Below are 25128 nucleotides of genomic sequence, written 5' to 3' on the forward strand. Positions count from 1 at the left end.
GGCACATGTCAGATCGGGAGGGTGGCCTCGGCCGCCACGCCCGAGGGCACCGCACGGCCGAGCATTCGGACACGCACGGAAATGTGATCCCGCAAAGCCGGGAAATCTGTGAGTTCGTCCGCGGCGGGGTAAAACCAGAAGGGTTGCGAAACCTCCGCCATGCGCCGCACGGTCTCGCCGTCCAGCACCTCGATGCGATAAAGCTCGAAGGGCTCGTCCAGCGGGATGTCGCTCGCATCCCAGCCATCGGCCTCCACCCGGCCCCGGCGTTTCCACCTGATGAAAACGCCGTCGCCGCGCCGCTCGGCGGCAAGATGCACCGGCGCGAGCGGTGTCAGCGCCCGCAGGCCGCCCTCGAAGGCAAAAGGACCGCTCGGCGCGCCCGCCATTCCGGCCGCTTCCGCAATCCAGTTCAGGCGTCGCCCGCGCTCGCTCGCGGCAAGACCGAGCGGCTGCACCGCCGCATCCAGAACCACCACCGGCGCACCTTTCGGCGCGCCTGCGGCGAGCGCGTCTTCCGTGCCGGCGAGCCCCCGCAGAAGAGCGGAAAGCCGCCAGCGTGCGGGTGCGATTTCCTCGGCTTTTGCGAAAGCGACGATTTCCCAAACGCCGTTCGCCGCCTTGATGGCGAGACGGTTCTCGCCGTTCAGCACCGAAAGCTCCCCGGCCGACGATACCTCGCCGGAGGGCAGATCGACGACGACGGTGTTTTTCCGGTCGAAGCGGCCGGAAGGGCCAAATGTCAGCGGCATTGCCAGCGCGCCGATCATCGCCGGCCGGTCCAGCAGCACGCGCTGCCGGTAGCCTTCCCTGCCCGGCGACGCGGAAATGACGATTGGTCGCCAGGGCTTTGCAAGCGCCGCAATCCGCGCCGAATCCTCCGGCGCGGTGCCGTCATGGTAGGGCAGATCGAGAAACAGCACTTCCGGCGCGAAACCTTCGGCTCCGCTTGCGCCGCTGCTGCGCCGTTCCTCCGCGCCGCCGGCAAAGACCGGAAAGGCAGCGGAAAAGGCCCGCGCCTCCACCTGCCGCACCGCGCCGTCCTCGATCCGGCTGACCAGAAACCGCCCTGCCGGCGCCTGCGGAAAGGCCCCTTCCGCCAGGCGGATACAATCACCCGGTTCAAGCGCGATATCGCAAGGCCGCAGAGCAAAGCGCAGACTGCGCCGCGCCTGCCGGTTGTCGCGCAACAACGCCTCGACGGCGGCTTCCGCCGTTTCCGCAGGCAGGGCAGCGTTGAGATCGAGCCGCATCACCCGGCTGCCGGCATTGTCGATGCGGCGGGACCGTACACTTGCCTGCTCGTAATCCAGCGCCGGGTTGAAAGACGTCAGCACGGCTTCAGCGGCGAAATCGCTGTCATGGCCGCGATTTTCCGACCAGAGCGGCTCGTCTTCCAGATCGGCCAGCACGGCAATATCCCGCACCGGCAAGACCGCCGTATTGCGGGAGCGGAAACGCAGGGTTCCGCCATCTTCCGTCACATCCACCTGAAACGCCGCCATCAGCGGCTCCAAGAGGTTGCGGGCCGAGGTCACGTCGCCCTGCACATAACCTCCCAGATCGCCGCTGACGGCGGAAACGTCGAAGTCTGAAAAGCCGTGATCGGTGAGGATGGCGGCGATGGCATCGGCGAGCGTTGCCGTGCCCAGCCTCCCGTTCAGCCAGTGGCCGGTGCGCCAGTTCGCCCCATCGCTCCATGCCGCGCCATTCTGCGGGAAGGCGGGGAAAGGCCGTGCATCCCAGGTCCACAGATAGACCCGGTTTGCATCGACCATCGCCGCATCGCCCTTTCCCCAATGGTCGAGATGCGCCTCCAGAAACCGTCGCTGCTGGCTGTCGGCGCGGTTGCGGCGGGAAAAATAGGGAAAGGCGTTTTCCGCCGATTTCGGATCGGGAAAGACATTGGGGCGCGTCGCGCTCTTGTCCACCGCCGGGCAGCCGAGTTCGGTAAACCAGATGGGCTTCGAGCGCGGCGCCCATGCCGTCGGCGTTGTTTTCTCCACACCCCGCACCCGGTCGTAGTGGAGGTTTCCCCACCAGTTACGCAAGTCCTTGTAACGGAACACCCACGGCTTGCCCTTCAGCCCGTCGGTAATCGGCGTGCGCCGCCGCGCGGCGCGGTCCGCATCGCTGGCATAATACCAGTCGAAACCCTCCCCCGCCGTAATAGTGCGGCGGAAGGCGCTCACATCGTCCGGGCCGGTCATGCCGTCCGGATTGCCGCTTGCGGCATCTCCGTCGCGCCAGTCGGAAAGCGGCATGTAATTGTCGATGCCGATGGCGTCGATATTCGGGCTCGCCCAGAGCGGATCGAGATGGAAGAACACGTCGCCCGAGCCGTCCGCCGGCTGGAGACCGAAATATTCGCTCCAGTCCGCCGCATAGGTGAGCTTCACCGCCGGCCCCAATATCGCCCGCACATCGCCCGCCAGCCGCAGCAGTTCCCCAACAAAGGGAAAGGCGTCGTTCTGGTCCCTGAGCGAGGTCAGCCCGCGCAGCTCCGAGCCGATCAGGAAGGCATCCACTCCCCCCGCCTCGGCCGCCCGGGCCGCCAGCGCCGCATAGTGCAGCACCATACGGCGATAGCCTTCATCGCGGTTGCAGAAGGTGGAAACCTGCGCCCTTGCGCCCGCGCTGCGATCCGCAGAGCCGGCCCTGCCGGGTGCGGGAAAGCAGGTGATGCGCCCGCGCCAGGCATAGGCGTCCTGCTCGCTTTTGCCATAGGGGTCCGACAGACCATTGCCGATGGGAACATCCATCATCACGAAGGGGTAAAGGCACACCCGAAGGCCGCGCGCCCTGAGATCGGCTATCGCCTGCAACACGCTTTCGTCGTTCGGCGTGCCGCCATAGGCCGGGCCGCCGCCATGATGGCTGACAGGATGCGCCTCATCGCGCGAAAGGCCGGCGACGGACCTGGCATGGTTTCCCCATCCCGGCCGGCCACTTCCACGCCCGGCAGAATGCGGCATTCCCCCGCCCGCATATCCGTGCCGAACCAGCTCACCACCAGCGCCACGCTCTCAAGATTGGGGCACAGATCCAGCAACTCGTCGATCGCAGCAACCCAGTCGGTCGAAGCGATCAGGCCGTTGCGGTTCATGATGCGGCTTTGGCCGATCCCGGTGCGTTCGCAAACCTGCGCGGGGGCATAACCGTGCTCGGTGGCGCCCGGAATGACGGTGATGGCGCGGATGGATTTTTCCAGCCGGCCGACCGGCCGCACCACTTCGAACTGCATGAGCGGAATGCGGTTGCCGAAGCCGTCGAGCGGCAGGCGTTCGAACACCACATAGGCCAGTCCGCGAAAGGCCGGCACATTGCCCGCCCCCTGCTTCGCCTCGATCAGCGGGTCGGGCAATTGCGTCTCGCTGCCGGGATAAAAGCGCATCTCCACGGCACTCAGGTCCAGTTCCCGACCATCGGCCCAGACGCGCCGCACCCTTGCCGCCTCACCTTCGCAAAGGCCGATGGCGACGTTGGCGAAATACCGAAAGGTCTCCACTTTCGGGCCGCGATTGCCCTTGCCGCCGCGCCGCTCCACCTCCACGCTTTCTTCGAAACGCGTCGCCCAGATCAGCGTGCCCCCGATCCGTGCTGCGCCGTAAAGCCGGTTGATCGCCGCTCCCTCATCCGCGCCGGGAATGCGCGCGGTCGAGAGCCGCGCGCCCGTTACCGTCCGCCCGTTCGAAAGCAGCGTGCGGTCGATGGCATTGCCCGCCAGCGCCCCGGCCGCCCGGCCGATCACCGCGCCCAAAGGACCGAAAATGCCGCCGAGTGCCGCGCCCGCCGCCTGAAAAACGATTGTCGCCATGCTTGCCTCGAAAAATCAGGGATCGGGAAAACGGAAGACGCCGGCGATGCGCCGCCGCCAGCCGGGCACCAGCGCCGAACGCAGCACCGCCGCCTGTTCATAGGCGTGGATGAAATGCTGCGGACCGGCCAGAATGCCGAGATGTTTAGCGGCCGCATCGGCCCGCCAGCGAAACAGCAGCAGGTCTCCCGACCTTGCCTCTTCCAGGCCCGCCACCGCCGGAAAATGGCGTTTTGCCGCCGCCATCAGCCGGTCCTCGCCGCCGCGTTCTGCCCAATCGGGCGCATAGGGCGGCGGCAATTCCGGTTCGTGGCCATAAAGGTCCCGCCAGATGCCGCGAATGAGGCCGAGGCAATCGCAGCCGACACCCTTCAACGAGGCCTGATGCCGATAGGGCGTGCCGATCCAGCCTTCGGCGAGCGCCAGCACTCTTTCGCCGGTATCGCTCATGAAAACAGCGCCCCGCCGTCATGGCTCTCGCCGCCCGCCGCATAGGAATAGGCGAAATCCGCCCCCGGCAGATGCGGAAAGCCCCGGAAATTCAGATGATTGGCGAATTTTGCCCGGCAGGTGGAAAAACTCTTGTCGCAGCCGGCGGTGACGGAAAACCTATCTCCCGGCAAAGGCGCCTGTTCCGGCGGCAGCCAGAAGGACAGAAGCACCCCGTGGTCACGCCGCTCCTGCCCGTCGAGATCGAACCCCTTGCCGGCGAGCGGGCCGGTCAGAAAACGCAGCTTTCCCCGGCTGAAAAAACCATCGGCAAAGGCATCGAGCCCGGAGACGATCAGGCTACCCGAAGCATCCACCGCCGCGACGCTGCCATGCCCGGTAAAGCGGGACAGATCGACGCCGCAACGCCTGTCGCCAAGGGCGGCGTCGCAGCGCCGCCCATAGACCCTGCCCTGCGGCTGGCCGAGGCGATGGGCAAGACTGCGCAGCTCGGCGCGAAAAGCCCCGCCGGCCCGCGTTACCTCGCCAATTTCGCGCCTGTTCAGCAGCACATGCTGGTCAGGCGCCTGCCAGTTGACGAGGAAAAGCTCCACCCTCGCCCCATCGAAACGCCCGGCGGCCAGATCGCCCTCCGCAATCGCCTCGCTAGAAAAACCGCCAGCCACCTCCCCGGCGCCTGCGCCCAGCCCTGTTTCGCCGTCGTTATCGCTGGCCGAAAAGCTGCTGGCGGCAAGGTAGGACGTGCCGGCAAACGATATCGCCTCGTCATGATCGGTAAAACCGATCACCGCACCGTCCTTCAGTGTCACCTTCCAGCAATGGCATGTGGTCGTCGCATCTTGCCCGAGATGCCCGGCAAGGGCGGCGGGAATGGTTTTCATGGCAGGATTTCCATCAGTGGAATGGAGGGAATACGGCCCGCTTCGAAAGCGGTCAGGTTCACGTCGATACGGTCAATCCCGAAGCGGACCGGCACGTCGAATTCGAAACCGGCGCGGATCGCGGCGCCGGCGGGCGGCACCCGCCCCGCACGGAACACGATCATTCCGGTTACATGATCGACCGCCACATCAGCCGCTTCGACCTTCACCCCCTCGACCGAAACCATGATCGAGCCTTCGACCGGTTTTTCTATCCGCCGCACGAAGGAGCCGCCCGCATCGGCATAGGTCTTCAGCAACTGAAAACCCGCCGTCACGCCGTCGCCGGTGCCGATCCTCTGATCGGTCGCGGCGGGCGTCTCCCCCGGCGGGCAGGATTTGAAATCCACCGGATCGCGAAAACGAAAGCCGTAAAGTTCGCCGCGCCGCGCCTCGAAAAAGGCGAGCACCTCATAAAGATCGGCGACGGAGCGGATACCGGATCCGGCGTCATAGCTGCGTCTGGCGTTCCTCCAGCGCTGGTTGCGGCTTTCGCGGCCATTGGACAGGTTGACGATATCCGTCCGCCGCACCGGCCCGCCGCTCACCCCGAGCGCGAGCCGCAGCGGAAACCGCACTTCATGAAATGCCGCCATGTCGTTGTTCCTGGATTCTTTTCGATGGTCTTGAAACGTGGGTCACAATCCGCGCTGGCCGCGCCCGACGCTGCGTGCCAGCATGGCGGCGATCTGGCCTTCGCTTTTCCGAAAGCTCGCAGCATCCGTCGCCGTCACGTTAAAAACGATCTGCGCCCCGCCGCCGCCGGACGGCGCGGCAACGCCGAGAGCGCCATCCGAACCGCGCTTCAGCGGCAGGATCGCTTCCGCCCCCGCCTCACCCATCAGGCCAAGCCCGCCGCCCATCGGAAAAAAGGCGGGGCTGGAAACGACGCCGCCATCGGCAAAGGGCGTGATGCTGCGTCCCGGCACACCGCCATCGGCAAAAGCGAATAGCGAACCGCCGCCGTTCAAAAGCCCGCTGACGGCATTGCCGATCATGCCCTCCAGCGGCTTCAGACCGGCCGAAAGCGCGATGCCGGACAGCCGCTGCCCCAACCCGCGCAACACATCGTCCAGCCCTTTGCCGCCCGCCGTCGCCGCCTGCAGGGCCGAGGTCAGGGCCGCCCCGAACCGCTCGGACCGGCGTTCGAGATCGCCCATCACCTCGGACAGCGCCTCCGCCTCTTCCCGGTTCTCCGCCATCGATCCTTCGCCCGCCATCGCGCTTGCCTTTCTGATTCAACTGGGGAATGCATGGTGCTGAAACAGCTCTCAAAAACCGCTGCTTCAACCCACACTCTTTTAAAACCCAACTTCTTGGGTTATGGTTCTCATGGTCACGGTTCTCCGCCAGCATGGCATGCGTTTTGTCATCTACACGGCCGATCACGAGCCGCCGCATGCCCATGTCTATGGAGAGGGTGAAGCCCGTATCGACATCGTCAGCCTCGTCGTTCTCACACAGGGCGGCATGTCGGACCGGGATGTGCGGCGCGCCGTCGCCGTCATCGAGGAAAACCGGAAGCTGTTTATGGAAACCTGGAGACGATATCATGGTTGAGGTCAGCGATGCCGAACTCGCCGCCGCCAAGGAACGCTGGCAAAAAGAGCGCGCCGAGCGCCCCATTCCGGTTTCCGTGCGTTTCGAAGCGGCCTCTGCCCGTGTCGTCGTCGATTTCGCCAACGGCGCCTGCTTCATGTTTCCCGCGCGAGCGCTCGAAGGCTTGCAGGACGCGACCGCCGAACAGCTTGCGGATGTCGAACTGCTCGGCGAGACGGGTCTGCATTGGGAAACCCTCGATGTCGATTATACGATCAGCGGCCTGATGAACGGTATTTTCGGCAGCCGCACATTCATGGACGCGCAGCGCAAGGGCGGGCAATCCCGCTCTCCGGCCAAGACGGCAGCCAGTCGGGCGAACGGTGCCAAGGGCGGCCGTCCACGAAAAATGCCCTGACGCCGTCACCCATCCGGAAACCGCCGCATCATCGCTTCCATCGCCTGACGGTTGGGGCCGCGGAGGACGGCGTTGCCGCCCGTCATCGCGAAGAATTCCCGCGGGGTCAGCCGCCAGAAGGTTTCGGAGGAGAGCCGCAGCAGGCAGAAGCCGGTATGGATCGCCGCCTCCCAGGGGAACGGGCGCGGCGTCGCTTCGCCTGCTGCGGCGCTCAAGGGTCCGGCGGCGTCTCGCCTTTCAGACCGCCGAAGGTCGCGGTCAGAAGATCGGCGACGATGGCGGCATGGCCGGCAATGCCGCCTTCCACCGTGGCAGCGGCCACATCCTCGTCGGAAAAGACATTGCCGGCGCCGCGCAGGCCCGCGCCGATCACCCTTATCATGTCGACCGCCTTCATGCGGCCGCTCGCGAAACGTTCGGCGAGCGCGGTGAGGTCGTCGGCTGCAAAAGCGGTTTCGAGTTCGGCGAGAGCCCCGAGCGTCAGGCAGAGAACGCGCCTTTCGCCGTCGATCAGCGCTTCGATCTCGCCGCGATGGCGGTTCGCCCGCCCGTAACGCAAACGCTCAGCCATCACAGCGCTCCGAATGTGAGAAGACCGGCCGATTCCAGTGCGATCTCGAATTGCACCTCGCCATCGTGGCGGCCGGAATATTCGAGCGCCACGATCTGGAACGGCCCGGTAACGATGCCGAAACCGGGAATGACGACCTGCCAGCCGGGAATGGTCCCGGCGAAGAAGGCGCCGCGCACCAGCGCATCGCTCGCCTGATCCTTGAAGATGCCGGAGGCCGTGAGCGACGCCCGCTGCACGCCGGCGCCGGCAAGAAGCTCGCGCCAGCGCCCCGCGCTTTCTGCATCCGTCACATCGACGGCCTGCGCATTGAAGGCCAGCCGCTTTGTCCTCAGCCCCGCAACGGTTGCGTAGGAACCGGCATTGTCGATCTTCAGCAGCAGGTCCTTGCCCTTCTGCGCCACCATGTTGTTTCCTTTCGTCTCAATTGCTGTTGCGGGGCCACGACGGGCCTGCTACCAAAAGCATTCCTGCACCTCGCACCCCGCGATCTTACCATGTCCGACGCTGCCCCCCTGACGTCTCGCGCGCGCCTTATCGGCGTGCTTGCGGTCGGGCAGATCGTGAGCTGGGGTAGCGGCTTCGATATGCTGGCCGTCCTCGGGCCACGGATCGGCAAGGAGCTGGCCATCACCAACGGCGTGGTTTTCGCCGGCCTCACGATCATGATGACCATCAGCGCCCTGTGCGGCCCGCTGCTTGGAAGAATGCTGATGCGCCACGGCGCGGCGCCGGTGCTGGCGGCCGGTTCGGTGTTCTTCGCGGCCGGCTTTGCCGTGCTCGCCTTTGCGGGCGGGGCGGTGAGCTATCTCTTCGGCTGGGCCGTGATGGGTTTTGCCGCCACCTGCGGCCTGACGACGGCGGCCCATGCGGCCGTGGTGGAACGTGTGGGCGCGGAAAGCGGCCGGCTGCTGACGCTGCTGATGCTGTTCACCGGGCTTTCGGCGGCGGTTTTCCTGCCGGTCACCACCCTTGCCGATCAGCACCTCGGCTGGCGCGGCACGCTTGCCGCCTATGCCTGTCTGCAAATCTTCATCCTGCTGCCGCTCTATCTTTTCGTGCTTCCCGGCCGGCCGGCCCGAAAAGAGGCAAAGCCGAAAGAAGAGACGGCCATGTCGCCCTCACCGGTCGATACGCGGCGCGCCTTCGTGCTGCTGGCCGCCATGACGACGATCAGCGCGTTTACGACCTTCGGCCTGTCACCGCTCCTGCCGCTGCTTCTGGTTCAGGCCGGCGCAACGCAATCGCTTGCGGTGCAACTGGCATCGGCACGCAGCGTCCTTGCGATTACGGCGCGCGGGCTGGATTTCCTGCTCGGGAAGCGCGGGAATCCCTTCCTCACCGCCATGATCGGCTTCTGTCTGCTGCTCTTCTCCCTGCTGCTCCTGCTCGTTTTTGCTCCGGCCATGCCCGCCTTCATCGGCTTCATCGTTTTCTTCGGCTTTGGCGCCGGCGTGCTCACCGTCAGCCGGGCCGTGTTGCCGCTGGCTGTGTTCTCGCCGGAAGAATATGGGCTTCAGGCCGCGCGCATCTCCCTGCCGCAGAACCTCGCCATTGCCGTGGCGCCGGTCGTCTTCACTCTGGCGCTGGATCGCGGCGGCGTATCCGCCATGCTCACCATCGCCTCCGTGCTGATCGGCATTTCGTTTCTGCTGCTGATCGTTCTGTGGAAAACCGTGCGCAGGCAGGGTTCCTGAAACGGCGCTACTCCGTCACCGCCCTGAAGCGCATTTCCGCGATGAAATTCCGTGTCTTCGCCTCGCGGCGCGAGCGGCTGGAAAGAAGATGCAGATTGACGAGAGAGACGCCGGCAATCGGCAGCGCCGCATCATCGAGCAGGATCTTCACCCGGTCGACGATTTCGCCGGCACCCCTTCGGCCATTGGCGTCGCTCCATATCTGCAGCGACAGGAAATGCTCCTCGGCTCTTTCCGTCGCCGTCGAATAGTCCCGGCTTTCGAGATCATCGATAACGATGCACGGCAGAACCGCGCGCGGCAGAAGCCGGTCGACGATGCCGCCGGGGATGAGCGGTGTCAGCGCCGCGTCGCTGCCGAGCCGTGCGAAAATCGCCTGAAGAAATGCGTTGGCAGCGCTCATCGGCTTTCCTCCTCGCAGCGGCAGACGATGAACCGGCGGGTCTCATCCGGGTCCATCACCGCCCGGATCGCCAGAATGCGGCGGCCCTTGCGAAAGCGCATGCCGGCGGCGATGTCGCCGCGGTAGGCCAGCCAGACGCGGTGGGTGATCGTCACGCCCTCGGCCGAGGCCCGTTCATGGGATGCCTCCGAAACGGGTTCGATCGCAGCCCAGAGCGACCGCAGGAAATTCCAGCTTTCGGCAGCACCGCCCTGCCCGTCCGGCGTTTCGGTCCGCACGTCCAGTTCCAGCCGCGCCGTCAACCTGCCGGGATCGAGAAAAACAAGGTTCATGTCTCAAAGCCCCAGACGGCAGAAAGGCGCCACCAGCCGCTCGTAGCCGGCGGGAATGGCGGCGGGCTGGTTTTCCGGGGCGACAGCACCGCGAAAGGCGAACATCTGCGCCACATGCATCAGCATGGCGCGTTTCAGCGTGTCGGGCACATCCGTTCCCGCTTCACCATAGCCGGCAATGAAATCGATCTCGATGCCGTTCATCGCCCGTCCGGGGGCGGGAGGATCGCGCAGCCACAGCCTTGCGGGACGCGCCGCGCCATCGAGCAATTTTTCCCCGGAGGTGATATCCGCCGGGCGCCCCTCACCGTCAAAAACCAGAATCGTTTCGATGACTTGCACCGGTGTCCTGCCAATCGGAATCACGCCGTTCTGCGGCCACCGGTCGAGATAAAACCGCCAGGTCTGGCGGATAAGGCAAAGTCCGGTCGTGCGCTCCAGATGCCCGCGGGCGGTGCGGATGAGCGCGGCAAGAAGCGCATCCTCATCGCCGCTATCGAGACGCAGATGCGCCTTCACCTCGGCAAGCGTCAGCGGCTCCGCCTGCGGCGGATGAATGAGGGCATAGGTCATGGGGTCTCCGGAAGAAAGGTAGTCGCATTAGCGAGCGGGCACCGCTTGTTTCTTCTCCCCGAGGGGGAGAAGTCCGCGGCAGCGGGATGAGGGGGCAAGGGTAGATGTGTTCGGAGAGCTTGCCCCCTCATCTGCCCCTTTCGGGGCATCTTCTCCCCGTCCGGGGAGAAGAAAGGGCGGTCAATTCACCCCGAATTTCACCAGCTTGATCGCCTCGAAATTCTGCACGCCGCCACCCACGCGTTTGGTGGTGTAGAACAGCACGTAGGGTTTGGCCGAATAGGGATCGCGCAGGATGCGCACCCCGGTACGGTCGACGACGAGGTAGCCGGCGCGGAAATCGCCAAAGGCGATGGCGAAGCTGTTGGCCGCCACATTCGGCATGTCCTCCGCCTCCGTCACCGGAAAGCCCATCAGCGAGGCCGGCTGGCCGGCGGCGGCGGGCGGGTGCCAGAGATAGGCGCCGCTGGTATCCTTGAAGCGTCGCAGCGCCCCTTGCGTCTTGCGGTTCATCAGGAAGGTTCCGTTCTGGCGATGGCCGGCCTTCAGCGCATAAACGGCATCGAGCAGCACATCCATCGGCCCGGCCGAGGCGAAACCAGCCGAAACGCCGGTCGCGACATAACCGATATTGCCCCAGCTCCAGCCATCATTGGCGACGGCCGCATAGGAGAGGAAACCCCTGGGCTTGTTGACGCCATCGCCGGCGATGAAGGCGGCGGCCTCCTGTTCGGCGAAAGCGATATCCACTTCGGAAGCGATCCAGGCTTCGATATCGACTGCCGCATCATCCAGCAGGCCCTGTGTCGCCGCCGGCATGGCGTAAAGCTCCACGGTTGGGAAGGAAAGCTCGGCGAGCTGCGGTGTTGCCGTTTGCGGACGCGCCGCCGTCTCAGAAACCCAGCCAGTCGTCATGCCGCCGGGCGAGAAGGGTTTCTTCAGCACGGCGGCGGAAACCTGCCGCACGGTCGCCAGCGCGCGGATCGGCGAAATCGCCGTCATGCGCCGGCCGATCTCGCCATCCGTCTCGTTCGGCAGCAGAAAACCGCCATCGGCCCCGGTCGAGCCGGCAAAGGCCTTGGCCTCCAGATCGCGCAGCGCGCCCTCCTCGCCGCGACGGATATAGGCTTCGAAAGCGGCCTTGTGCTCTTCGGCATCGTGGGAAAGCGCGTCCTTGCGGCCAAGCGCGGGACGCGCTTTCTTGAGCGCCAGATCGTCCATGATCCTGCGGTTGTCGTCGAGCGCCCTGTCGATGCGGTCGAGCTTGTCACGGGTCACGACATCCGCCCCCATCTTGCGCTCGATATCGGCAAGCCGCTGGTCGTTGGTCTCGCGAAAGGCCTCGAAGGCCTCCATGAATTCGTCGAAGGCGGCCGTCACCGTATCGGGCACGGCCTTCACCTGCGGCGCGACGATCATCGGGGCCGGTTTCGTCATCTGGTCTGTCATGTCGTTTCCTTTTGGTGATTGTCCGGAAGTCAGCGTTTGGGTGTCGTGTCGAACAGCGCGCGGGCGGCGCGGCGCATGGTGCGCACCAGCTCGGTCTCGCGGTCGCGGAAGAAGCGGGCATGCTTGACGTCGGAAACGCGCGCCGAGGGCAGCATCGGGAAGGTCACGACCGAGATTTCCCAGAGGTCGGCCTCCAGGATGCGCCGGACGCCCTGGCTGGCCGCCTTGCCGGAACGCACCGTTCGGAATCCGATGGACAGCCCGTCCAGCGCCCCGGTCTTCATCAGTGAATGCACCTCGCGGGAGCGGGCGACGCCGGGGGCGAGAACACCCTCGACATAAAGGCCGCGCTCGTCCTCGCGGATGGTGCGCCAGGCGCCGATGGGCTCGGCCGGATCGTGCTGGTAGAGCATGCGGATGCCGGCTGCGCCCCGCTCCTCGATGGAGCGGCGGAAAGCGCCGCGCTCGATGACATCCTGACCGAGATCGACCTCGCCGAAAACGCTGGCATAACCGGAAAAGGTGCCGTCGCTGGCAATGCCGCGCAGTTCCAGATTGGCGAATTTGCGCGTGGCGGGACGCGGCCCGCGATAAACGTGCATGGAAAACTCCTGCGATGTGAAGGAAGTGTCAGGCGCGCGGGCGCGCACCGTAACGGTCGGCGATGCGCACCAGCACGCCCAGCCCCCACCACGCGCCCATGCTGGCGGCGGCGGAACCCGCCACCATGATTTCCCGGCCCGAAAGCGCGCCGGCGATATCGAGCTGCTGCACGATCCACAGGCCAATAGGCCCGCCGAAGATCATGCCGCAGGAAACGCCGGTGATGAAACGGCTCGCGGCCTCGCGTTTGCTTTTCGGCAGGAGATAAACGAGCGACACACCCGCGCCCGCCACGGCGCCGGTGATGCGGGCGGCCCAGATGCCGGCCTCATTGGCGAATTCAGACATGGGTAATCATTCCGTTCTAGGATGTGGTTATCGGGTGGACGCGCCGCGTCGCACGCGGGCGCTTCCTGCGCGCCTGCGCGGGGTGATTTTGCGAATCTTCGGAATCGCTTGGGCGGAAGAGCTCACAGGGAGATTCCGCTTCTTCAGAAAATGATTGAACGGGACACCGGGGTTTCGATCCCGCCGGGGCGGCGATCAATAACCGACGGCTTCGCGCTTTTCCTCGTCGCTCAGGAACGAGGCCGCGCCGATGCGTGCCCAGAGCGCATCCCGCTCGCCGGCAAGCCCGGCAATCCGGTCGAGATCGGGTTCGAGCCTCAGCCCAGAGCCGAAGACCGGAGAAAGCCAGCCGCAGAGCCTCGCCGCCGTGCGATGAACGAGCGGCAGGACGGTGAGACGATAAAAGGCGCGGTTCGCCTCCTGATAGTTGGCATAGGTATTGTCGCCGGGAATGCCGATCAGCATCGGCGGCACGCCGAGCGAAAGCGCGATATCGCGCGCCGCCCCATTGCGGGCCTCCAGAAAATCCATGTCGCGCGGCGAAAGACCCATGGCCTTCCAGTCCAGCCCGCCTTCCAGCAGCAAAGGCCGGCCGGCATTCATCGCCCCCTGATAGCCTTCCTCCAGCTCACGCTTCAGCCGCTCATATTGTTCGGTGGAGAGATTGCCGCCCTCCTTCGGCTGGTAGACCAGCGCGCCGGAGGGCCGGGCGGAATTGTCGAGCAGGCGCTTGTTCCACTGGCTTGCGGCATTGTGCAGATCGAGCGCGGCCCCTGCGGAGGCGAGCGGCGCAAAACCCGCCCGGTCATCCAGCGGATGGAAAAGTTTCAGATGCAGCAGCCCCAGCCCGTCGCGCTCGGCGGCGATGCGCCGGGAGGCGCGGCCCTCGGCACGGTAATCATAGGCCACCGGCCAGCCATCCGGCCCTTCGACGATGCTGACCCGGTCGGGCCGCAGGAGATGCAGCTCGCGCAGCCGCCCGCCCACCATCAGCGGCTCGATATAGGCATTTCCAGCAAGCATGAGGTGGCCATAAAGCGCCTCGAAAAAATCCGGCCCGCCCATATGGGCGCCCGGTTTTAAAAGCAGCGCCAGGAGCGGATGATCGGCGAGTTCCTCTTCGCCATCATAAAGCAGCCAGCTGACGGAAGCCGAAGTCTCCGCCACCATGCGGGCGGCCCGGTGCGCCACCGGGTTCTTCATGAAGCCCTCGCGGGCAAGTGCGGCATAGGACCGGCCCGACCAGAAGGCCTGCCCGCCCTGCACGGCAACCGCCATGAAGCCATCGGCCATTTTCCGGCTTTCAGGCACGGCTCTGCCATCCGCCGGGCGCAGCCACGGCAGGGAAAAGGGGAATCGCATGGAGTTGTCCTTGTTTTGATGGCGCGCGGCGTCGAGTCCTGCGGCGTCGCCCGCGTGGGGTTTTCACCGACAGGGTACACCCTGAAATTTCTGACGAGTCCTGAAAGCTCTCTTTCGTCATGCTCGGGCCTGTCCCGAGCATCTGCAACGTCTCGATTTTATTGGACGTGATCAGATTCTTGGGACAGGCCCAAGGATGACGTCGCTCCTGAGACACCCTGTCCGCACAGCAGCAATATCTCGCGCCGACTTCGGTGAAACCGGACGTTTACCGGATCGGCGCTTTCACCGCCGTATCGCTGTCGAAATCGGCGGCGACGCGGGTTTCGCGCAGCGGCTTTACCGTGCGGGTCGAAAGATCATAAGCTGGGTCGGCCTTGTAAGCGGCGAGCGCCGCCTCGTTTTCGAACTCGCCATAGACGATGAAATCGACCGAATTGCCCCATTGGTCCTTCTTCACGTTCTCGCCGATTTCCAGCTTCAGCGAATGCGGTATCGCGGTCAGGCCGGAAAGCCCCCTGCGCACGGCGTCGCGGTTTTCCTCGGGAACGGTGAAAAAGACGATATGGCGGATCACGGTGTCACCTGTCATGCAGAATTCGGAGGCAGCCTTTTCGGCACCGGGTAACGGGTTATCATCTGGCCCGCCCGGGTTCAATCCGCGCCGCGACAAGCGCGTGATGAAATGCGCGCCCGTAACCACCCACCAGCCGCGCCCTGTCGCTGCCATTGATGATGGCGCGGGCGCCATCCCAATCCTCACGCCTGTCGCTGAAGAAATCGGAGAGCCTGCGGCCGGTAAAACCACCGCCCGCCATGCCGTGGATCAGGATCGCGGTGGCCACCTCCGCCTCCATGGCGCGCTCGGGCCGTTCCAGGAGATCGACGCCGGTCAGCGCCGACATGGCCTCGTAATTGCACCGATGCGTCAGCTGCACGAAGCCGCGCCCCAGCCAGCTCTTACCCTCCGCGTCCGGCCGCCAATAGGGCTTGCGCACCATGGGCAGCCTGGCCGCCGCAAAGGCGCGGTCGAGCCTTGCCATCGCCTCGGTATCGCTCGCCGCCAATGTCTCGCGCACCGGCTGCATGGTCGCCGCCGTCTCGTGAAAGGCCGTCGCCAGCATATAGGCGAGCCAGCGCGGATCGCCGCCCGGCATCGACTTTTCAAATCCTGCCAGCATCGTTTTCGTGCCGGCAAGCTGGGCCGCGCGCAGGCGGCCGCCAAAAATGGAAATCCGCGCCGACGCGAAGAATCGCGCCTCGTCATAGGCCATGATGGCTCCTGAAAATGTTGGGCGATACGACGCCCGGTTTTTCCACATGCAGGCCGCCGGAACTAAATCGATTTGAAAAAACCTTAATCGATTTTAATCCGCGCCCCGGGGTTTTGAGGTAAAAAATTCCTTGAATTCCGGAACCTTAGCGCGCTAACTCCATTCACCGCGCAATCCCGCAGCGTTAACCATTCAAGGAGGAATGCCACCATGACAGCGACAATCCCCCAGACCGTTTATGACCGTCTCGAAAACGAGTGGCGCCAGATGCGTGAAACCGGCTCCCAGCCGAAACCGGCGCAATCCCCGAAGAAATAATATCCGCCAGACGCCCGAATTCGGGTGACTACGGCACCGCGAATTTCTTCTCCCCGCCGGGGAGAAGAAACGGCGCATCCGCTGACCGGTAATTGGCTCTCATTCTCGGGAGCCAATAATCATCGACCTCACATCCCCCGCACTTTCGGTTCACTCACCACCATCGTCGTCAGCGCCGTGATCGCCCAGACGAGCGCATCCAGCCGATCCGGCGAGCGCCCTGACGAAAGACCATCCGGCCCGAAATCCGTCATCTGGTCTTCCAGCTTTTCAAACCGCGCGGCGTGGCGCACCCTGCCCTGCTCGTAGAGTGCCGCGACCGGCTCGGCGCGGGTGAACTTGCCGCGGCTCGCCCGCACCAGAGTCAGCGGCAGGTTGGCGTCGATGCTCTGCAGCATGGCGCGCACCATCTCGCCGCCCTGATTGACCTCTGCCACCACCCGGTCCGCCTCGTGGCGGCGAAAGGCGGCGACCACGGCGCGCGCCCAGCCAGCCGGCGTTTCGCCCTCCACCGAACAATCCGCCAGCACGTTAAGCCGCCCGGACATTCCGAGCCCCGCCACGACGATGCCGCAGCAGGAATGTTCACCAACGCCGGCGGGCGGGTCCACCGCCACCACGATCCGCGTGAGTGGCTCATACGCCGCTTCGACGATCGCTTCCAGATCGGCGCGTTTCCACAGCGCGCCCTCGCGCTCGTCGATCAATTCACCGCCGATTTCCTGACGCCCCAGCCGGGTGCCGCCGTAACGGTCCTGCATGGCTTTGAGAAAACCGGGAGAGAGATTGCGCGCATTCATGGCCGTCGGCATCCGCGCCACCCGTGTTGTGGGATCGGCGAGAAGCGCCTTCAGCAGTGGAATGGGCCGTGGCGTGGTGGTCACCAGTTGCCGGGGCGTTTCACCCAGACGCAGGCCGAATTGCAGCATGTCCCAGGTTTCCTGCGGATATTTCCATTTGCCGAGCTCATCCGCCCAGGCCATGTGGAATTGCGGACCGCGCAGGCTTTCCGGGTCTTCCGAGGAAAACACCTGCGCCATCGCGCCATTCGGCCAGAGGAGCCGTCGGCGCGACACCTCGAAGGCGGGGCGATGGCGGCGGGCGATGCGGCAGATGCCGGAAATGCCGTCGATCATCACCTCGCGGGCGTCACCCAGCGTTTCGGCCACGAGCGCGATGCGCAAATCCGACTGCTTGCCGGCGGATGCGACACGATGCACCCATTCCGCCCCGGCGCGCGTCTTGCCGGAACCGCGCCCGCCGATCAACAGCCATGTCCGCCAGTCGCCCTCCGGCGGCTGCTGCGGCAGGTTGCCGATGAAACGCCAGTCGCGCAGGAGGTTGAAGACCTGCGCCGGCAGATGGGGTTCGGTCGGCATATCCGTCATGTGTCGGCTTCTGCGGAGGGGCTGCGGGCGGGATCGGCTTCCATCTTCGCGCGGCATTTCTGTTCAGCCAGTTCGTCGATGCGGTTGAGGAAATGCGCCACCGCCGCTTCGTAATCCCCGGCCTCGGTTTCGTCTTCGCTGAAAAGAGCTTCCCTCTCTTCCGCCAGCACCCGTTGCAGGGCGTCGATACGCTCCAGCGTGCGGACGATCAGCGAAAGCTGGTCCGTCGCAGCCTTCACATCGGCGCGCGCCAGCTTGCCCGAAGCGTCCTCCGCCGTCGCCAGAAAGGCCGCTTCGCTCACTTGGCGGAGATTGCGGTACAGGCAGAACTGCTCGCGCATCTCCTCCGTCAGCTCGTTCAGCAATTGCCGCAGGCTGCCGTTGCGCGCCGCATCTTCGGCGGCCAGCCTGTCGGCCCGAGACTTCGTCTCCGGCGCGGCTTCCGGCATGTCCTCAGCCGCATAGGCGGGCGTTTCCGGCCAGACGCCGTAGAGCGCCGGATCGCAATTGCTGGAGATTGTCATGGGATTGGCCTGCGAGAGAAATGGCAGCGATTGCGGTTATGCGACGGAACATCTTTTTCCCGTCATTCCGGCCCTGAGCCGGAATCCAGCCAGCCCAAGTCATTGGGCTGAAAAAAGTCTTTTCGCCGCGCAGACGCGCACCGGCTGAATGCCGGGTCAAGCCCGGCATGACGAGGAGAAGGGCTCTGGCCCAGAGAACAAAACTGGACGGCGGCTGGATGGGCAACAATATGGCACCGACTATAAGGGAAGCTTGCCATCAAACCGGAGACAACCCTTTGGACCGTGCGCCGTCTTCAGCCGCAAATCTCCGACTGTAGCCAAACACTATCAAACCACCGTCACGCTGTAAAGGATTATTTTCCTATTTTCATGATTTTTATCCTTTTCACAGGATTTGCACCCTCGTCCGTCACATATTACACTCAGCACCAGGCGGTGAGTACAAGGGGCGAGTCAAGTTGGTGAAACAATGGGTTGAGCGGTTGTTTGCGGGTCTTTCGGCAACCGGCATCGTCTTCGGCACTATTCTGTTCTGCGCTTCGCTCACGCCCTCGCTCCTGCCGCGTACATGGCTGATGCAGGGGGTGCTGTGCGGCTTTTCCTTCGCCATCGGTTATCTGATCGGTGTGGCTTTGCACGCCATCTGGGCCTATCTGGAGCTGCCCGAACCCTCGCGCCACAATGCGCGCGGCATTCGTTTTCTCATCGCGCTCGCCGCCGCCATCACCGCCATCGCGTTTTTATGGCAGGCGAAGGACTGGCAGAACTCCATACGCGTTTTGATGGAGCTCGATCCGCTGCCCAGCGCCCACCCCACCAAGACCGGCGGCCTTGCGGTGCTGGTCGCCGCCATCCTCATCGGCGCCGGCCGGCTGTTCCAGCTTATCCGCCGGTTCTTCGCCGCGCGCAGCCGTCATTTCCTGCCACGCCGCCTTGCCAATGTGCTCGGTATCGCAGTGGCAATCATCCTCTCATGGATGCTGCTCAATGGGCTGATCTTCGATATCGGCCTCAGATTTGCCGATTCCTCGCTGAAACAGGTGGATGCGCTGATCGAACCCGACGTGCCGCGCCCGTCAGACGCGCTCAAGACCGGCAGCAGCGCCTCACTGATGACATGGGAATCGCTTGGCCGACGCGGGCGCGAATTCGTCGCAGAGGGTCCGGCGGCCACCGAAATATCCGCCTTCACCCATCGCCCGGCAAAGGAGCCGCTCAGGGTCTATGCGGGCCTCAACTCGGCGTCGACGCCGGAAGAAAGAGCGGCCTTGGCGCTGGAGGAGCTGAAACGGGTCGGCGGTTTCGAGCGCAAGGTGCTTCTGGTGGTCATTCCCACCGGGACCGGCTGGATCGACCCGGAAGCGCTCGATACGGTCGAATATCTGCATGATGGCGATATCGCCAGCGTCGCCGTGCAATATTCCTATCTCTCGAGCTGGATCGCGCTGCTGACGGAGCCGGATTACGGTGTCGAGACGGCGCGCGCTTTGTTCGAGGCCGTCTATGGCTACTGGACCACGCTGCCGAAGGAAACGCGACCGAAGCTTTACCTGCATGGCCTCAGCCTCGGTTCGCTCAACTCGCAGAAATCCTCGGATCTCTACGATGTGCTCTCCGATCCGTTCCAGGGTGCGCTGTGGAGCGGCCCGCCCTTTTCCAGCCCGACATGGCGCATGGCCACCAATGGCCGGGTGAAGGGCACGCCGGAATGGCTGCCGCGATTCCGCGATTCCTCCGTCATCCGCTTCGCCAACCAATATACGACCGCGCATATGCCCGATGCGGAATGGGGGCCGATGCGGATCGTCTATCTGCAATATGCCAGCGACCCAATCACCTTCTTCGAGGCCGCCTCGCTTTACCGGCGGCCGCAATGGATGGCGCATCACGGGCCTGACGTTTCCACATCCTTCCGCTGGTTCCCGGTCGTCACCCTGCTGCAGCTCGGTCTCGATGTCGCCGCAGCCACCACCGCGCCCATCGGTTATGGCCATGTCTATGCGCCGGAACATTATATCGATGCATGGACGGAGGTGACCGAGCCGCAGGGCTGGAATGCGGAGGATATCCAGCGGCTGAAGATGCTCTTCAAGGCCCGCCGCGGCTCCACCGATCCGGCGTGAGTGCGGCGGGCTCGCTTTGAGCCTCAGCCCTTCAGCCGGTCCAGATTGTCGGCCATATAGGTCTCCAGTGAACGCGGCGCATGGCCGGTCAGCGTCTCGACATCGCCGGTCACCAGTGCTGTCCAGCCTTCGCGCACGGGATAAAAGATCGAAGCGAGGAACGAGGCATAGTCCTGCGGCACGCCTGCACCGGTGAGGATGCCGATGAAGACCTCATCCGAAACGGCAGTGTAAGAAACCGGCTTGCCGATCGCCTGCGATATCAGCGCAGCCGCTTCGCCGTAACCGAAGGCCTTCGGACCCGTCAGGTTGAAAGCCTTGCCATTAAAGGCATCAGAGGTCAGGGCGGCGGCGGCACTCTCGGCGATATCGCGCACGTCGATAAAGCTCGACTTGCCCTCGCCGGCCGGCACGGCGATCTGGCCGTGGTCGATGCCCGCCTTCCAGTAGCTGTGGAAATTATCGGCAAACCAGTTGGGGCGCAGGATGACGTAAGGCGTGCCCGAAGCGATGATCTTCAGCTCGATCTGGCGATAGGGAATGGAATCATCGGCATCGACGCCGAGGACGCTGAGGAACACGATCTTCACCTTGCGGCGCGCCGCTTCCTCGACCACAGGTGTCAGCGCGTCGATGGCATCCAGACGCCCGCCCGCAAGGATGAGGAACAGACGGTCAACACCGTCGAAGGCATCCGCATAAGTCGATGCGTCGGTATAATCGAAACGCACGCCTTCCGCGCCGTCCGTGGCGTTGCCGCTGCGGGAGGCGGCCTTTACGCTTTCGCCCTTCGAAAGGAGCGCTTTCACCAGCGGCGTGCCGATGGTGCCGGTGGAACCGATTACGAGTATCTTGCCTGTCATCTCAAATCTCCGTAGTATCTAATGGAAACCATGTTTCGAAAACACAGGTACTGCGTTTGCGAAATCATGAAAAGAGAGCACTTTTCGGTTATCTGGTTTCCTTTCGGAAACCGGCATGGCCCTGAAACGACGGAACAAACCCATGGAACGCATCTATGACGTCTATGAAGACCGCTGCCCCACCCGCATGGTGCTGGACAGGATTGCCGACAAATGGGCGCTGCTGATCCTCGACCGGCTGCGGGTGGAAGCGGTGCGCTTCAACCTGCTGCGGCGGGAGATCAAGGGCATTTCGCAGAAGGTCCTGTCGCAGACGCTGAAGAAGCTTGAGCGTGACGGGCTGATTTCGAGGCAGGTGTTCCCGACCGTGCCGGTGACGGTCGAATATTCGCTGACGCCGCTGGGGCGGACGCTGACCGACACGGTGGCGGCGCTTGCCCACTGGGCGGAGGGAAATATCGACGCGGTGATGGCGGCGCAGAGGGCTTATGATGAGCGGGTGGTGGTTTAGGGTCAGCTCACAGTCTTTAACACCTCCCTCATTCCTGTGCTTGTCACAGGAATCCAGCCAGCCCAAGTCCTTGGGCTGAAAGGACTTTTCTCGCCGCGCAGACGCGCGTCGGCTGGATCCCTGTGACAAGCACAGGGATGAGGAGGAAGAGAGCGTCCAGAATAACAGTCAGCGCTGCGCCTGCCGCAGGCCCCACCCCCTACCGCGAAATCCGCGTCGACAGAATGATCGACGACAGCGTGCGCTCCACGCCGTCAAGCGCGCCGATCCTGTCGATCAACCGGTCGAGATCGAGGATCGAAGGCGCGGCCAGAATTGCAATGAGATCGAAGGTGCCGCTCACCGAATGCAGCGTCGTCACCTCCTTGATGGCGGCGAGCGCCGCCGTCACACCGGGCAGCGCCTTCGGCCCGATGGTGATCAGCACATGGGCGCGCACCAGCCCGGAAAGATAGCTTTCCGAAAGCCTGAGGCCATAACCCGCGATCACCCCATCCGCCTCCAGCCGCTCGATACGGGCCTGTACCGTGGTGCGCGAAAGGCCGAGTTTGCGCGCCAGTTCCGCCACCGGCATGCGGGCATTTTCGGAAAGCAGGGCGAGCAGCGCCCGGTCCTTGTCGGCAATCGTCATAGTGACCAATCCTATCGTCTTATTGCCTAATATTAACCCGCTATCCGCACATAGTGAAGCTGCGAATCGTCAATAAAAACTGGCATTCTGTTCCTGAAGCGCATCTGCGCTGACACATTTGCATTCACTGCGGGGAACAAAAAACATGAAAAACATTGTCGTCATCGGCGCGGGCAATATCGGTTCGGCCATCGCCTGGATGCTGGCCGCATCAGGCGATTATCGCATCACCGTCGCCGACCGTTCGGCCGATCAGCTTGCCAATGTGCCGGCGCATGAACGGGTCGATACCGAGATCGTCGACATTACCGACCGTCCCGCTCTGGAAGCACTGCTGAAAGGCAAATTCGCCGTGCTCTCCGCCGCCCCCTTCCACCTGACGGCGGGCATTGCGGAGGCGGCCGTTACCGTCGGCACGCATTATCTCGATCTCACCGAGGACGTCGAATCCACCCGCAAGGTCAAGGCTTTGGCGGAAACGGCCGAGACGGCGCTCATTCCGCAATGCGGCCTTGCGCCCGGCTTCATCTCCATCGTCGCTGCCGATCTTGCCGCCAAGTTCGACAAGCTGGACAGCGTGCGCATGCGCGTCGGCGCGCTGCCGCAATATCCGTCCAATGCGCTCAACTACAACCTCACCTGGAGCACGGACGGGCTGATCAACGAATATATCGAGCCCTGCGAAGCGATCGTCGAAGGCCGCCTTACCGCCGTTCCGGCGCTGGAGGAACGCGAGGAATTTTCGCTCGACGGCGTCACCTACGAGGCGTTCAACACCTCGGGCGGGCTTGGCACGCTCTGCGCCACGCTGGAAGGCAAGGTGCGGACGATGAATTACCGCACCATCCGTTACCCCGGCCATGTGGCGATCATGAAGGCGCTTCTGAACGACCTCAACCTGCGCAATCGCCGCGATGTGCTGAAGGATCTGTTCGAAAACGCCCTGCCCGGCACCATGCAGGATGTGGTCATCGTCTTCGTCACCGTCTGCGGCACCCGCAACGGCCGTTTCCTGCAGGAAACCTATGCCAACAAGGCCTATGCCGGCCCGGTTTCCGGCCGGATGATGAGCGCCATCCAGATCACCACCGCCGCCGGCATCTGCACGGTTCTCGATCTGCTCGCCGAAGGCGCACTGCCGCAGAAGGGCTTCGTGCGACAGGAGGAAGTGGCCCTGCCGAAGTTCCTCGAAAACCGGTTCGGACACTATTATGGTTCGCATGAGCCGCTGGCGCGGGTTGGGTGATTTAAAGGCACAGCATCGCCGCCGGTTTCTTCTCCCCGCCGGGGAGAAGGTGGCCCGAAGGGTCGGATGAGGGGGCAACGCCAGCGATAGACCGCACCCTCGCCCCCTCATCCCGCTGCCGCGACCTTCTCCCCGGCGGGGAGAAGGCGAAACAGGCACCGCTCGCTCCGGCTCTGCGGATCAGCGCTGCGCTTACGTCCCGCAAAAAGTCCTGAACACCCGCTCATGGCTCATCGGCGGCTGCATATAGACGAAATTGTCCGGCCGCTCCTCGAAAGGCGAGGCGATTGCTCTCAGCATGGCGTGGAAGGGCTCGAAATCCCCCTCTTCCACCGCTGCCTCGATCAGTTCCTCGATCCGATGGTTGCGCGGGATGATGGCCGGATTGGCGGCCAGCATCGCCGCTGATCGTTCGGAATCGGAAATCCCCTCGCGACCGGCTCTTTCCCGCCAGCGCGCCAGAAATTCGTCTGCCCCCGCAATATCGATGAACATGCCGCGAAACGGTTCGGCATCGCCATTGGCCGCATGGGAAAGACGACGGAAGGTCAGTGTATAATCCGCTTCCGATGCTTGCATCAGCGCCAGCAGCGCCTGCACCAGATCGATGTCGCCCTCTTCCTCCACCGTCAGGCCAAGCTTTTCGCGCATGCCGGCAAGCCAGCGTTTGGGAAAGGCGGCAGCGAAATCGGCGAGAACGGCATTGGCGAGTTCGGCGGCTTTCTCCACCTGCGGATCGAGCAGCGGTAACAGGCATTCCGCCAGCCTTGCAATGTTCCATTGTGCAATGCCCGGCTGATTGTTGAAGGCATAACGGCCCTGCGCATCGATGGAGGAAAAGACCTTGTTAGGGTGATATTCGTCAAGGAAAGCGCAGGGGCCGAAATCGATGGTTTCGCCGGAAACCGCCATATTGTCGGTATTCATCACGCCATGGATGAAGCCCACCATCATCCAGCGGGCGATAAGGTCGCATTGCCGTTGCGCTATGCCTTGCAGCAAGGCGAGATAAGGATTGTCTGCCTCTTTCGCCTCGGGATAATGACGATCGATCACATAGTCGGCAAGCTTCCTGATCGCCTCGTCATCCTCGCGCGCCGCGAAGAACTGGAAGGTGCCGACACGGATATGGCTAGCCGCAACGCGGGTGAAAACACCGCCCGGCAGGCCGACTTCACGCTGCACCCTCTCGCCGGAGAGGACGGCCGCGAGCGCCCGCGTGGCGGGAATGCCGAGCGCAAACATCGCCTCCGACACGATATATTCGCGCAGCACCGGGCCAAGGGCCGCGCGCCCGTCGCCCCTGCGCGAAAACGGCGTCGGGCCGGAGCCCTTGAGCTGGATATCGCGGCGCTTGCCGTTCCTGTCGATCACCTCGCCCAGCAGAATGGCGCGGCCATCGCCGAGCTGCGGCACGAAACCGCCGAACTGGTGGCCGGCATAGGCCATGGCCAGCGGCTCCGCCCCCTGCGGTACGACATTGCCGGAAAAGATCGCCGCCAGCCTTTCATCGTCAAGGCCGGCCACATCGAGAAGGAGTTCATCGGCCAGCCCACGATTGAAGGCGATGAGCCGCGGCGCCTTCACCGGCGTCGGCAGCACGGCGGCGCTGAACCGTTCCGGCAGGCGGGCATAGGAATTGTCGAATTTCATCACGGATAAACTCCCTGCTTTGCCCCTATATGGGGCCGGAAGGCGACGGATGCGAGCGATAAATGCCGTACCTCCTCCATCGCCTCATTCAATTTTGCGCAATGAACTTTCC

Annotated in this window: 27 protein-coding genes and 1 pseudogene; 6 read left to right on the top strand and 22 right to left on the bottom strand. The window is 64.0% G+C overall.

Annotated features, from left to right (window positions below):
• Positions 1 to 8: 8 nt before the first annotated feature.
• From ACQZ5N_RS18150 to ACQZ5N_RS18170, 5 genes and pseudogenes are all read right to left on the bottom strand, one after another.
• Positions 9 to 3817: pseudogene (locus ACQZ5N_RS18150) on the bottom strand (baseplate multidomain protein megatron).
• A gap of 15 nt (positions 3818 to 3832) precedes the next feature.
• A complete protein-coding gene (locus ACQZ5N_RS18155) occupies positions 3833 to 4267 on the bottom strand; it encodes a C40 family peptidase (RefSeq protein ID WP_448733692.1) in 435 nt (144 codons plus the stop codon).
• Positions 4264 to 5148, bottom strand: coding sequence for a DUF2163 domain-containing protein (locus ACQZ5N_RS18160; protein WP_448733693.1), 885 nt, complete (start codon positions 5146 to 5148; stop codon positions 4264 to 4266). The genes ACQZ5N_RS18155 and ACQZ5N_RS18160 overlap by 4 nt, the downstream gene beginning before the upstream one ends.
• Positions 5145 to 5783, bottom strand: coding sequence for a phage distal tail protein, Rcc01695 family (locus ACQZ5N_RS18165; RefSeq protein WP_448733694.1), 639 nt, complete (start codon positions 5781 to 5783; stop codon positions 5145 to 5147). The genes ACQZ5N_RS18160 and ACQZ5N_RS18165 overlap by 4 nt, the downstream gene beginning before the upstream one ends.
• A gap of 42 nt (positions 5784 to 5825) precedes the next feature.
• Positions 5826 to 6407, bottom strand: coding sequence for a phage tail tape measure protein (locus ACQZ5N_RS18170; protein ID WP_125144628.1), 582 nt, complete (start codon positions 6405 to 6407; stop codon positions 5826 to 5828).
• Between the two features lie 112 nt (positions 6408 to 6519).
• On the opposite strand from ACQZ5N_RS18170, the gene ACQZ5N_RS18175 reads away from it, so the two are divergent.
• Positions 6520 to 6747 (top strand): DUF4160 domain-containing protein, encoded by a 228-nt coding sequence (locus ACQZ5N_RS18175; protein ID WP_031233366.1) that lies wholly within the window; start codon positions 6520 to 6522, stop codon positions 6745 to 6747.
• The gene (locus ACQZ5N_RS18180; RefSeq protein WP_448733695.1) at positions 6740 to 7144 is read left to right on the top strand and encodes a DUF2442 domain-containing protein; all 405 of its coding nucleotides are present in this window, start codon (positions 6740 to 6742) and stop codon (positions 7142 to 7144) included. The genes ACQZ5N_RS18175 and ACQZ5N_RS18180 overlap by 8 nt, the downstream gene beginning before the upstream one ends.
• A 5-nt stretch (positions 7145 to 7149) precedes the next feature.
• Here the strand turns inward: ACQZ5N_RS18180 and ACQZ5N_RS18185 are convergent, their stop codons facing one another.
• From ACQZ5N_RS18185 to ACQZ5N_RS18195, 3 genes are read right to left on the bottom strand one after another with little or no spacing between them, the layout of a single operon-like run.
• Positions 7150 to 7359 carry a rcc01693 family protein gene (locus ACQZ5N_RS18185; RefSeq protein ID WP_269827948.1) on the bottom strand — a complete coding sequence of 70 codons (210 nt, stop codon included), beginning with the start codon at positions 7357 to 7359 and terminating at the stop codon, positions 7150 to 7152.
• Positions 7356 to 7715, bottom strand: a complete 360-nt coding sequence (locus ACQZ5N_RS18190) for a gene transfer agent family protein (protein ID WP_059753802.1) — start codon at positions 7713 to 7715, stop codon at positions 7356 to 7358. Before ACQZ5N_RS18190 ends, ACQZ5N_RS18185 begins: the two co-directional genes overlap by 4 nt.
• Positions 7715 to 8122: a phage major tail protein, TP901-1 family gene (locus ACQZ5N_RS18195; RefSeq protein WP_448733696.1), complete on the bottom strand. Its 408-nt coding sequence runs from the start codon at positions 8120 to 8122 to the stop codon at positions 7715 to 7717. The genes ACQZ5N_RS18190 and ACQZ5N_RS18195 overlap by 1 nt, the downstream gene beginning before the upstream one ends.
• 90 nt (positions 8123 to 8212) lie before the next feature.
• Here ACQZ5N_RS18195 and ACQZ5N_RS18200 point away from each other — a divergent pair, with 90 nt between their 5' ends.
• A complete protein-coding gene (locus tag ACQZ5N_RS18200) occupies positions 8213 to 9412 on the top strand; it encodes an MFS transporter (RefSeq protein WP_448733697.1) in 1200 nt (399 codons plus the stop codon).
• A 7-nt stretch (positions 9413 to 9419) separates the two neighbouring features.
• Here ACQZ5N_RS18200 and ACQZ5N_RS18205 read toward each other — a convergent pair whose 3' ends face one another.
• The 11 genes from ACQZ5N_RS18205 to ACQZ5N_RS18255 all read right to left on the bottom strand — a co-directional run bounded on the left by ACQZ5N_RS18205 (position 9420) and on the right by ACQZ5N_RS18255 (position 17986).
• Positions 9420 to 9815 carry a DUF3168 domain-containing protein gene (locus tag ACQZ5N_RS18205; protein ID WP_448733698.1) on the bottom strand — a complete coding sequence of 132 codons (396 nt, stop codon included), beginning with the start codon at positions 9813 to 9815 and terminating at the stop codon, positions 9420 to 9422.
• A complete protein-coding gene (locus tag ACQZ5N_RS18210; RefSeq protein WP_003521215.1) occupies positions 9812 to 10147 on the bottom strand; it encodes a phage head closure protein in 336 nt (111 codons plus the stop codon). Before ACQZ5N_RS18210 ends, ACQZ5N_RS18205 begins: the two co-directional genes overlap by 4 nt.
• A 3-nt stretch (positions 10148 to 10150) precedes the next feature.
• Positions 10151 to 10720 carry a head-tail connector protein gene (locus tag ACQZ5N_RS18215; RefSeq protein WP_448733699.1) on the bottom strand — a complete coding sequence of 190 codons (570 nt, stop codon included), beginning with the start codon at positions 10718 to 10720 and terminating at the stop codon, positions 10151 to 10153.
• 180 nt (positions 10721 to 10900) lie between these two features.
• Positions 10901 to 12169, bottom strand: a complete 1269-nt coding sequence (locus tag ACQZ5N_RS18220) for a phage major capsid protein (protein WP_448733700.1) — start codon at positions 12167 to 12169, stop codon at positions 10901 to 10903.
• Between the two features lie 29 nt (positions 12170 to 12198).
• Positions 12199 to 12771, bottom strand: coding sequence for an HK97 family phage prohead protease (locus ACQZ5N_RS18225; protein WP_080852454.1), 573 nt, complete (start codon positions 12769 to 12771; stop codon positions 12199 to 12201).
• Positions 12772 to 12799: 28 nt separating this feature from the next.
• A complete protein-coding gene (locus tag ACQZ5N_RS18230) occupies positions 12800 to 13120 on the bottom strand; it encodes a DUF6107 family protein (RefSeq protein WP_020808622.1) in 321 nt (106 codons plus the stop codon).
• A gap of 195 nt (positions 13121 to 13315) precedes the next feature.
• Positions 13316 to 14482: a phage portal protein gene (locus ACQZ5N_RS18235; RefSeq protein WP_448733701.1), complete on the bottom strand. Its 1167-nt coding sequence runs from the start codon at positions 14480 to 14482 to the stop codon at positions 13316 to 13318.
• Positions 14483 to 14750: 268 nt separating this feature from the next.
• On the bottom strand, positions 14751 to 15059 hold the full coding sequence (locus tag ACQZ5N_RS18240; RefSeq protein ID WP_003522330.1) for a Dabb family protein: 309 nt from the start codon (positions 15057 to 15059) through the stop codon (positions 14751 to 14753).
• A 58-nt stretch (positions 15060 to 15117) separates the two neighbouring features.
• Complete coding sequence (locus ACQZ5N_RS18245; protein WP_448733702.1) at positions 15118 to 15756, bottom strand: hypothetical protein; 639 nt, start codon at positions 15754 to 15756, stop codon at positions 15118 to 15120.
• A gap of 446 nt (positions 15757 to 16202) precedes the next feature.
• Positions 16203 to 17462, bottom strand: a complete 1260-nt coding sequence (locus tag ACQZ5N_RS18250; RefSeq protein WP_448733703.1) for a DNA-packaging protein — start codon at positions 17460 to 17462, stop codon at positions 16203 to 16205.
• On the bottom strand, positions 17459 to 17986 hold the full coding sequence (locus ACQZ5N_RS18255; protein WP_448733704.1) for a hypothetical protein: 528 nt from the start codon (positions 17984 to 17986) through the stop codon (positions 17459 to 17461). Before ACQZ5N_RS18255 ends, ACQZ5N_RS18250 begins: the two co-directional genes overlap by 4 nt.
• 485 nt (positions 17987 to 18471) lie before the next feature.
• Here ACQZ5N_RS18255 and ACQZ5N_RS18260 point away from each other — a divergent pair, with 485 nt between their 5' ends.
• A complete protein-coding gene (locus ACQZ5N_RS18260) occupies positions 18472 to 20112 on the top strand; it encodes an alpha/beta hydrolase (RefSeq protein WP_448733735.1) in 1641 nt (546 codons plus the stop codon).
• Between the two features lie 23 nt (positions 20113 to 20135).
• Here the strand turns inward: ACQZ5N_RS18260 and ACQZ5N_RS18265 are convergent, their stop codons facing one another.
• Complete coding sequence (locus tag ACQZ5N_RS18265) at positions 20136 to 20975, bottom strand: SDR family oxidoreductase (protein ID WP_448733705.1); 840 nt, start codon at positions 20973 to 20975, stop codon at positions 20136 to 20138.
• Positions 20976 to 21117: 142 nt separating this feature from the next.
• Between ACQZ5N_RS18265 and ACQZ5N_RS18270 the strand changes: the two genes are divergently transcribed.
• On the top strand, positions 21118 to 21486 hold the full coding sequence (locus ACQZ5N_RS18270) for a winged helix-turn-helix transcriptional regulator (protein ID WP_448733706.1): 369 nt from the start codon (positions 21118 to 21120) through the stop codon (positions 21484 to 21486).
• Positions 21487 to 21685: 199 nt separating this feature from the next.
• Here the strand turns inward: ACQZ5N_RS18270 and ACQZ5N_RS18275 are convergent, their stop codons facing one another.
• Positions 21686 to 22117 (bottom strand): Lrp/AsnC family transcriptional regulator, encoded by a 432-nt coding sequence (locus ACQZ5N_RS18275; protein WP_003522324.1) that lies wholly within the window; start codon positions 22115 to 22117, stop codon positions 21686 to 21688.
• 145 nt (positions 22118 to 22262) lie between these two features.
• Between ACQZ5N_RS18275 and ACQZ5N_RS18280 the strand changes: the two genes are divergently transcribed.
• Entirely contained in the window at positions 22263 to 23363 is a 1101-nt protein-coding gene (locus ACQZ5N_RS18280; protein WP_448733707.1) for a saccharopine dehydrogenase NADP-binding domain-containing protein, read from the top strand.
• A gap of 192 nt (positions 23364 to 23555) precedes the next feature.
• Here the strand turns inward: ACQZ5N_RS18280 and ACQZ5N_RS18285 are convergent, their stop codons facing one another.
• Complete coding sequence (locus ACQZ5N_RS18285; RefSeq protein ID WP_448733736.1) at positions 23556 to 25016, bottom strand: protein adenylyltransferase SelO; 1461 nt, start codon at positions 25014 to 25016, stop codon at positions 23556 to 23558.
• Positions 25017 to 25128 lie beyond the last annotated feature (112 nt).

The organism is Agrobacterium sp. 22-221-1 (assembly GCF_053522445.1).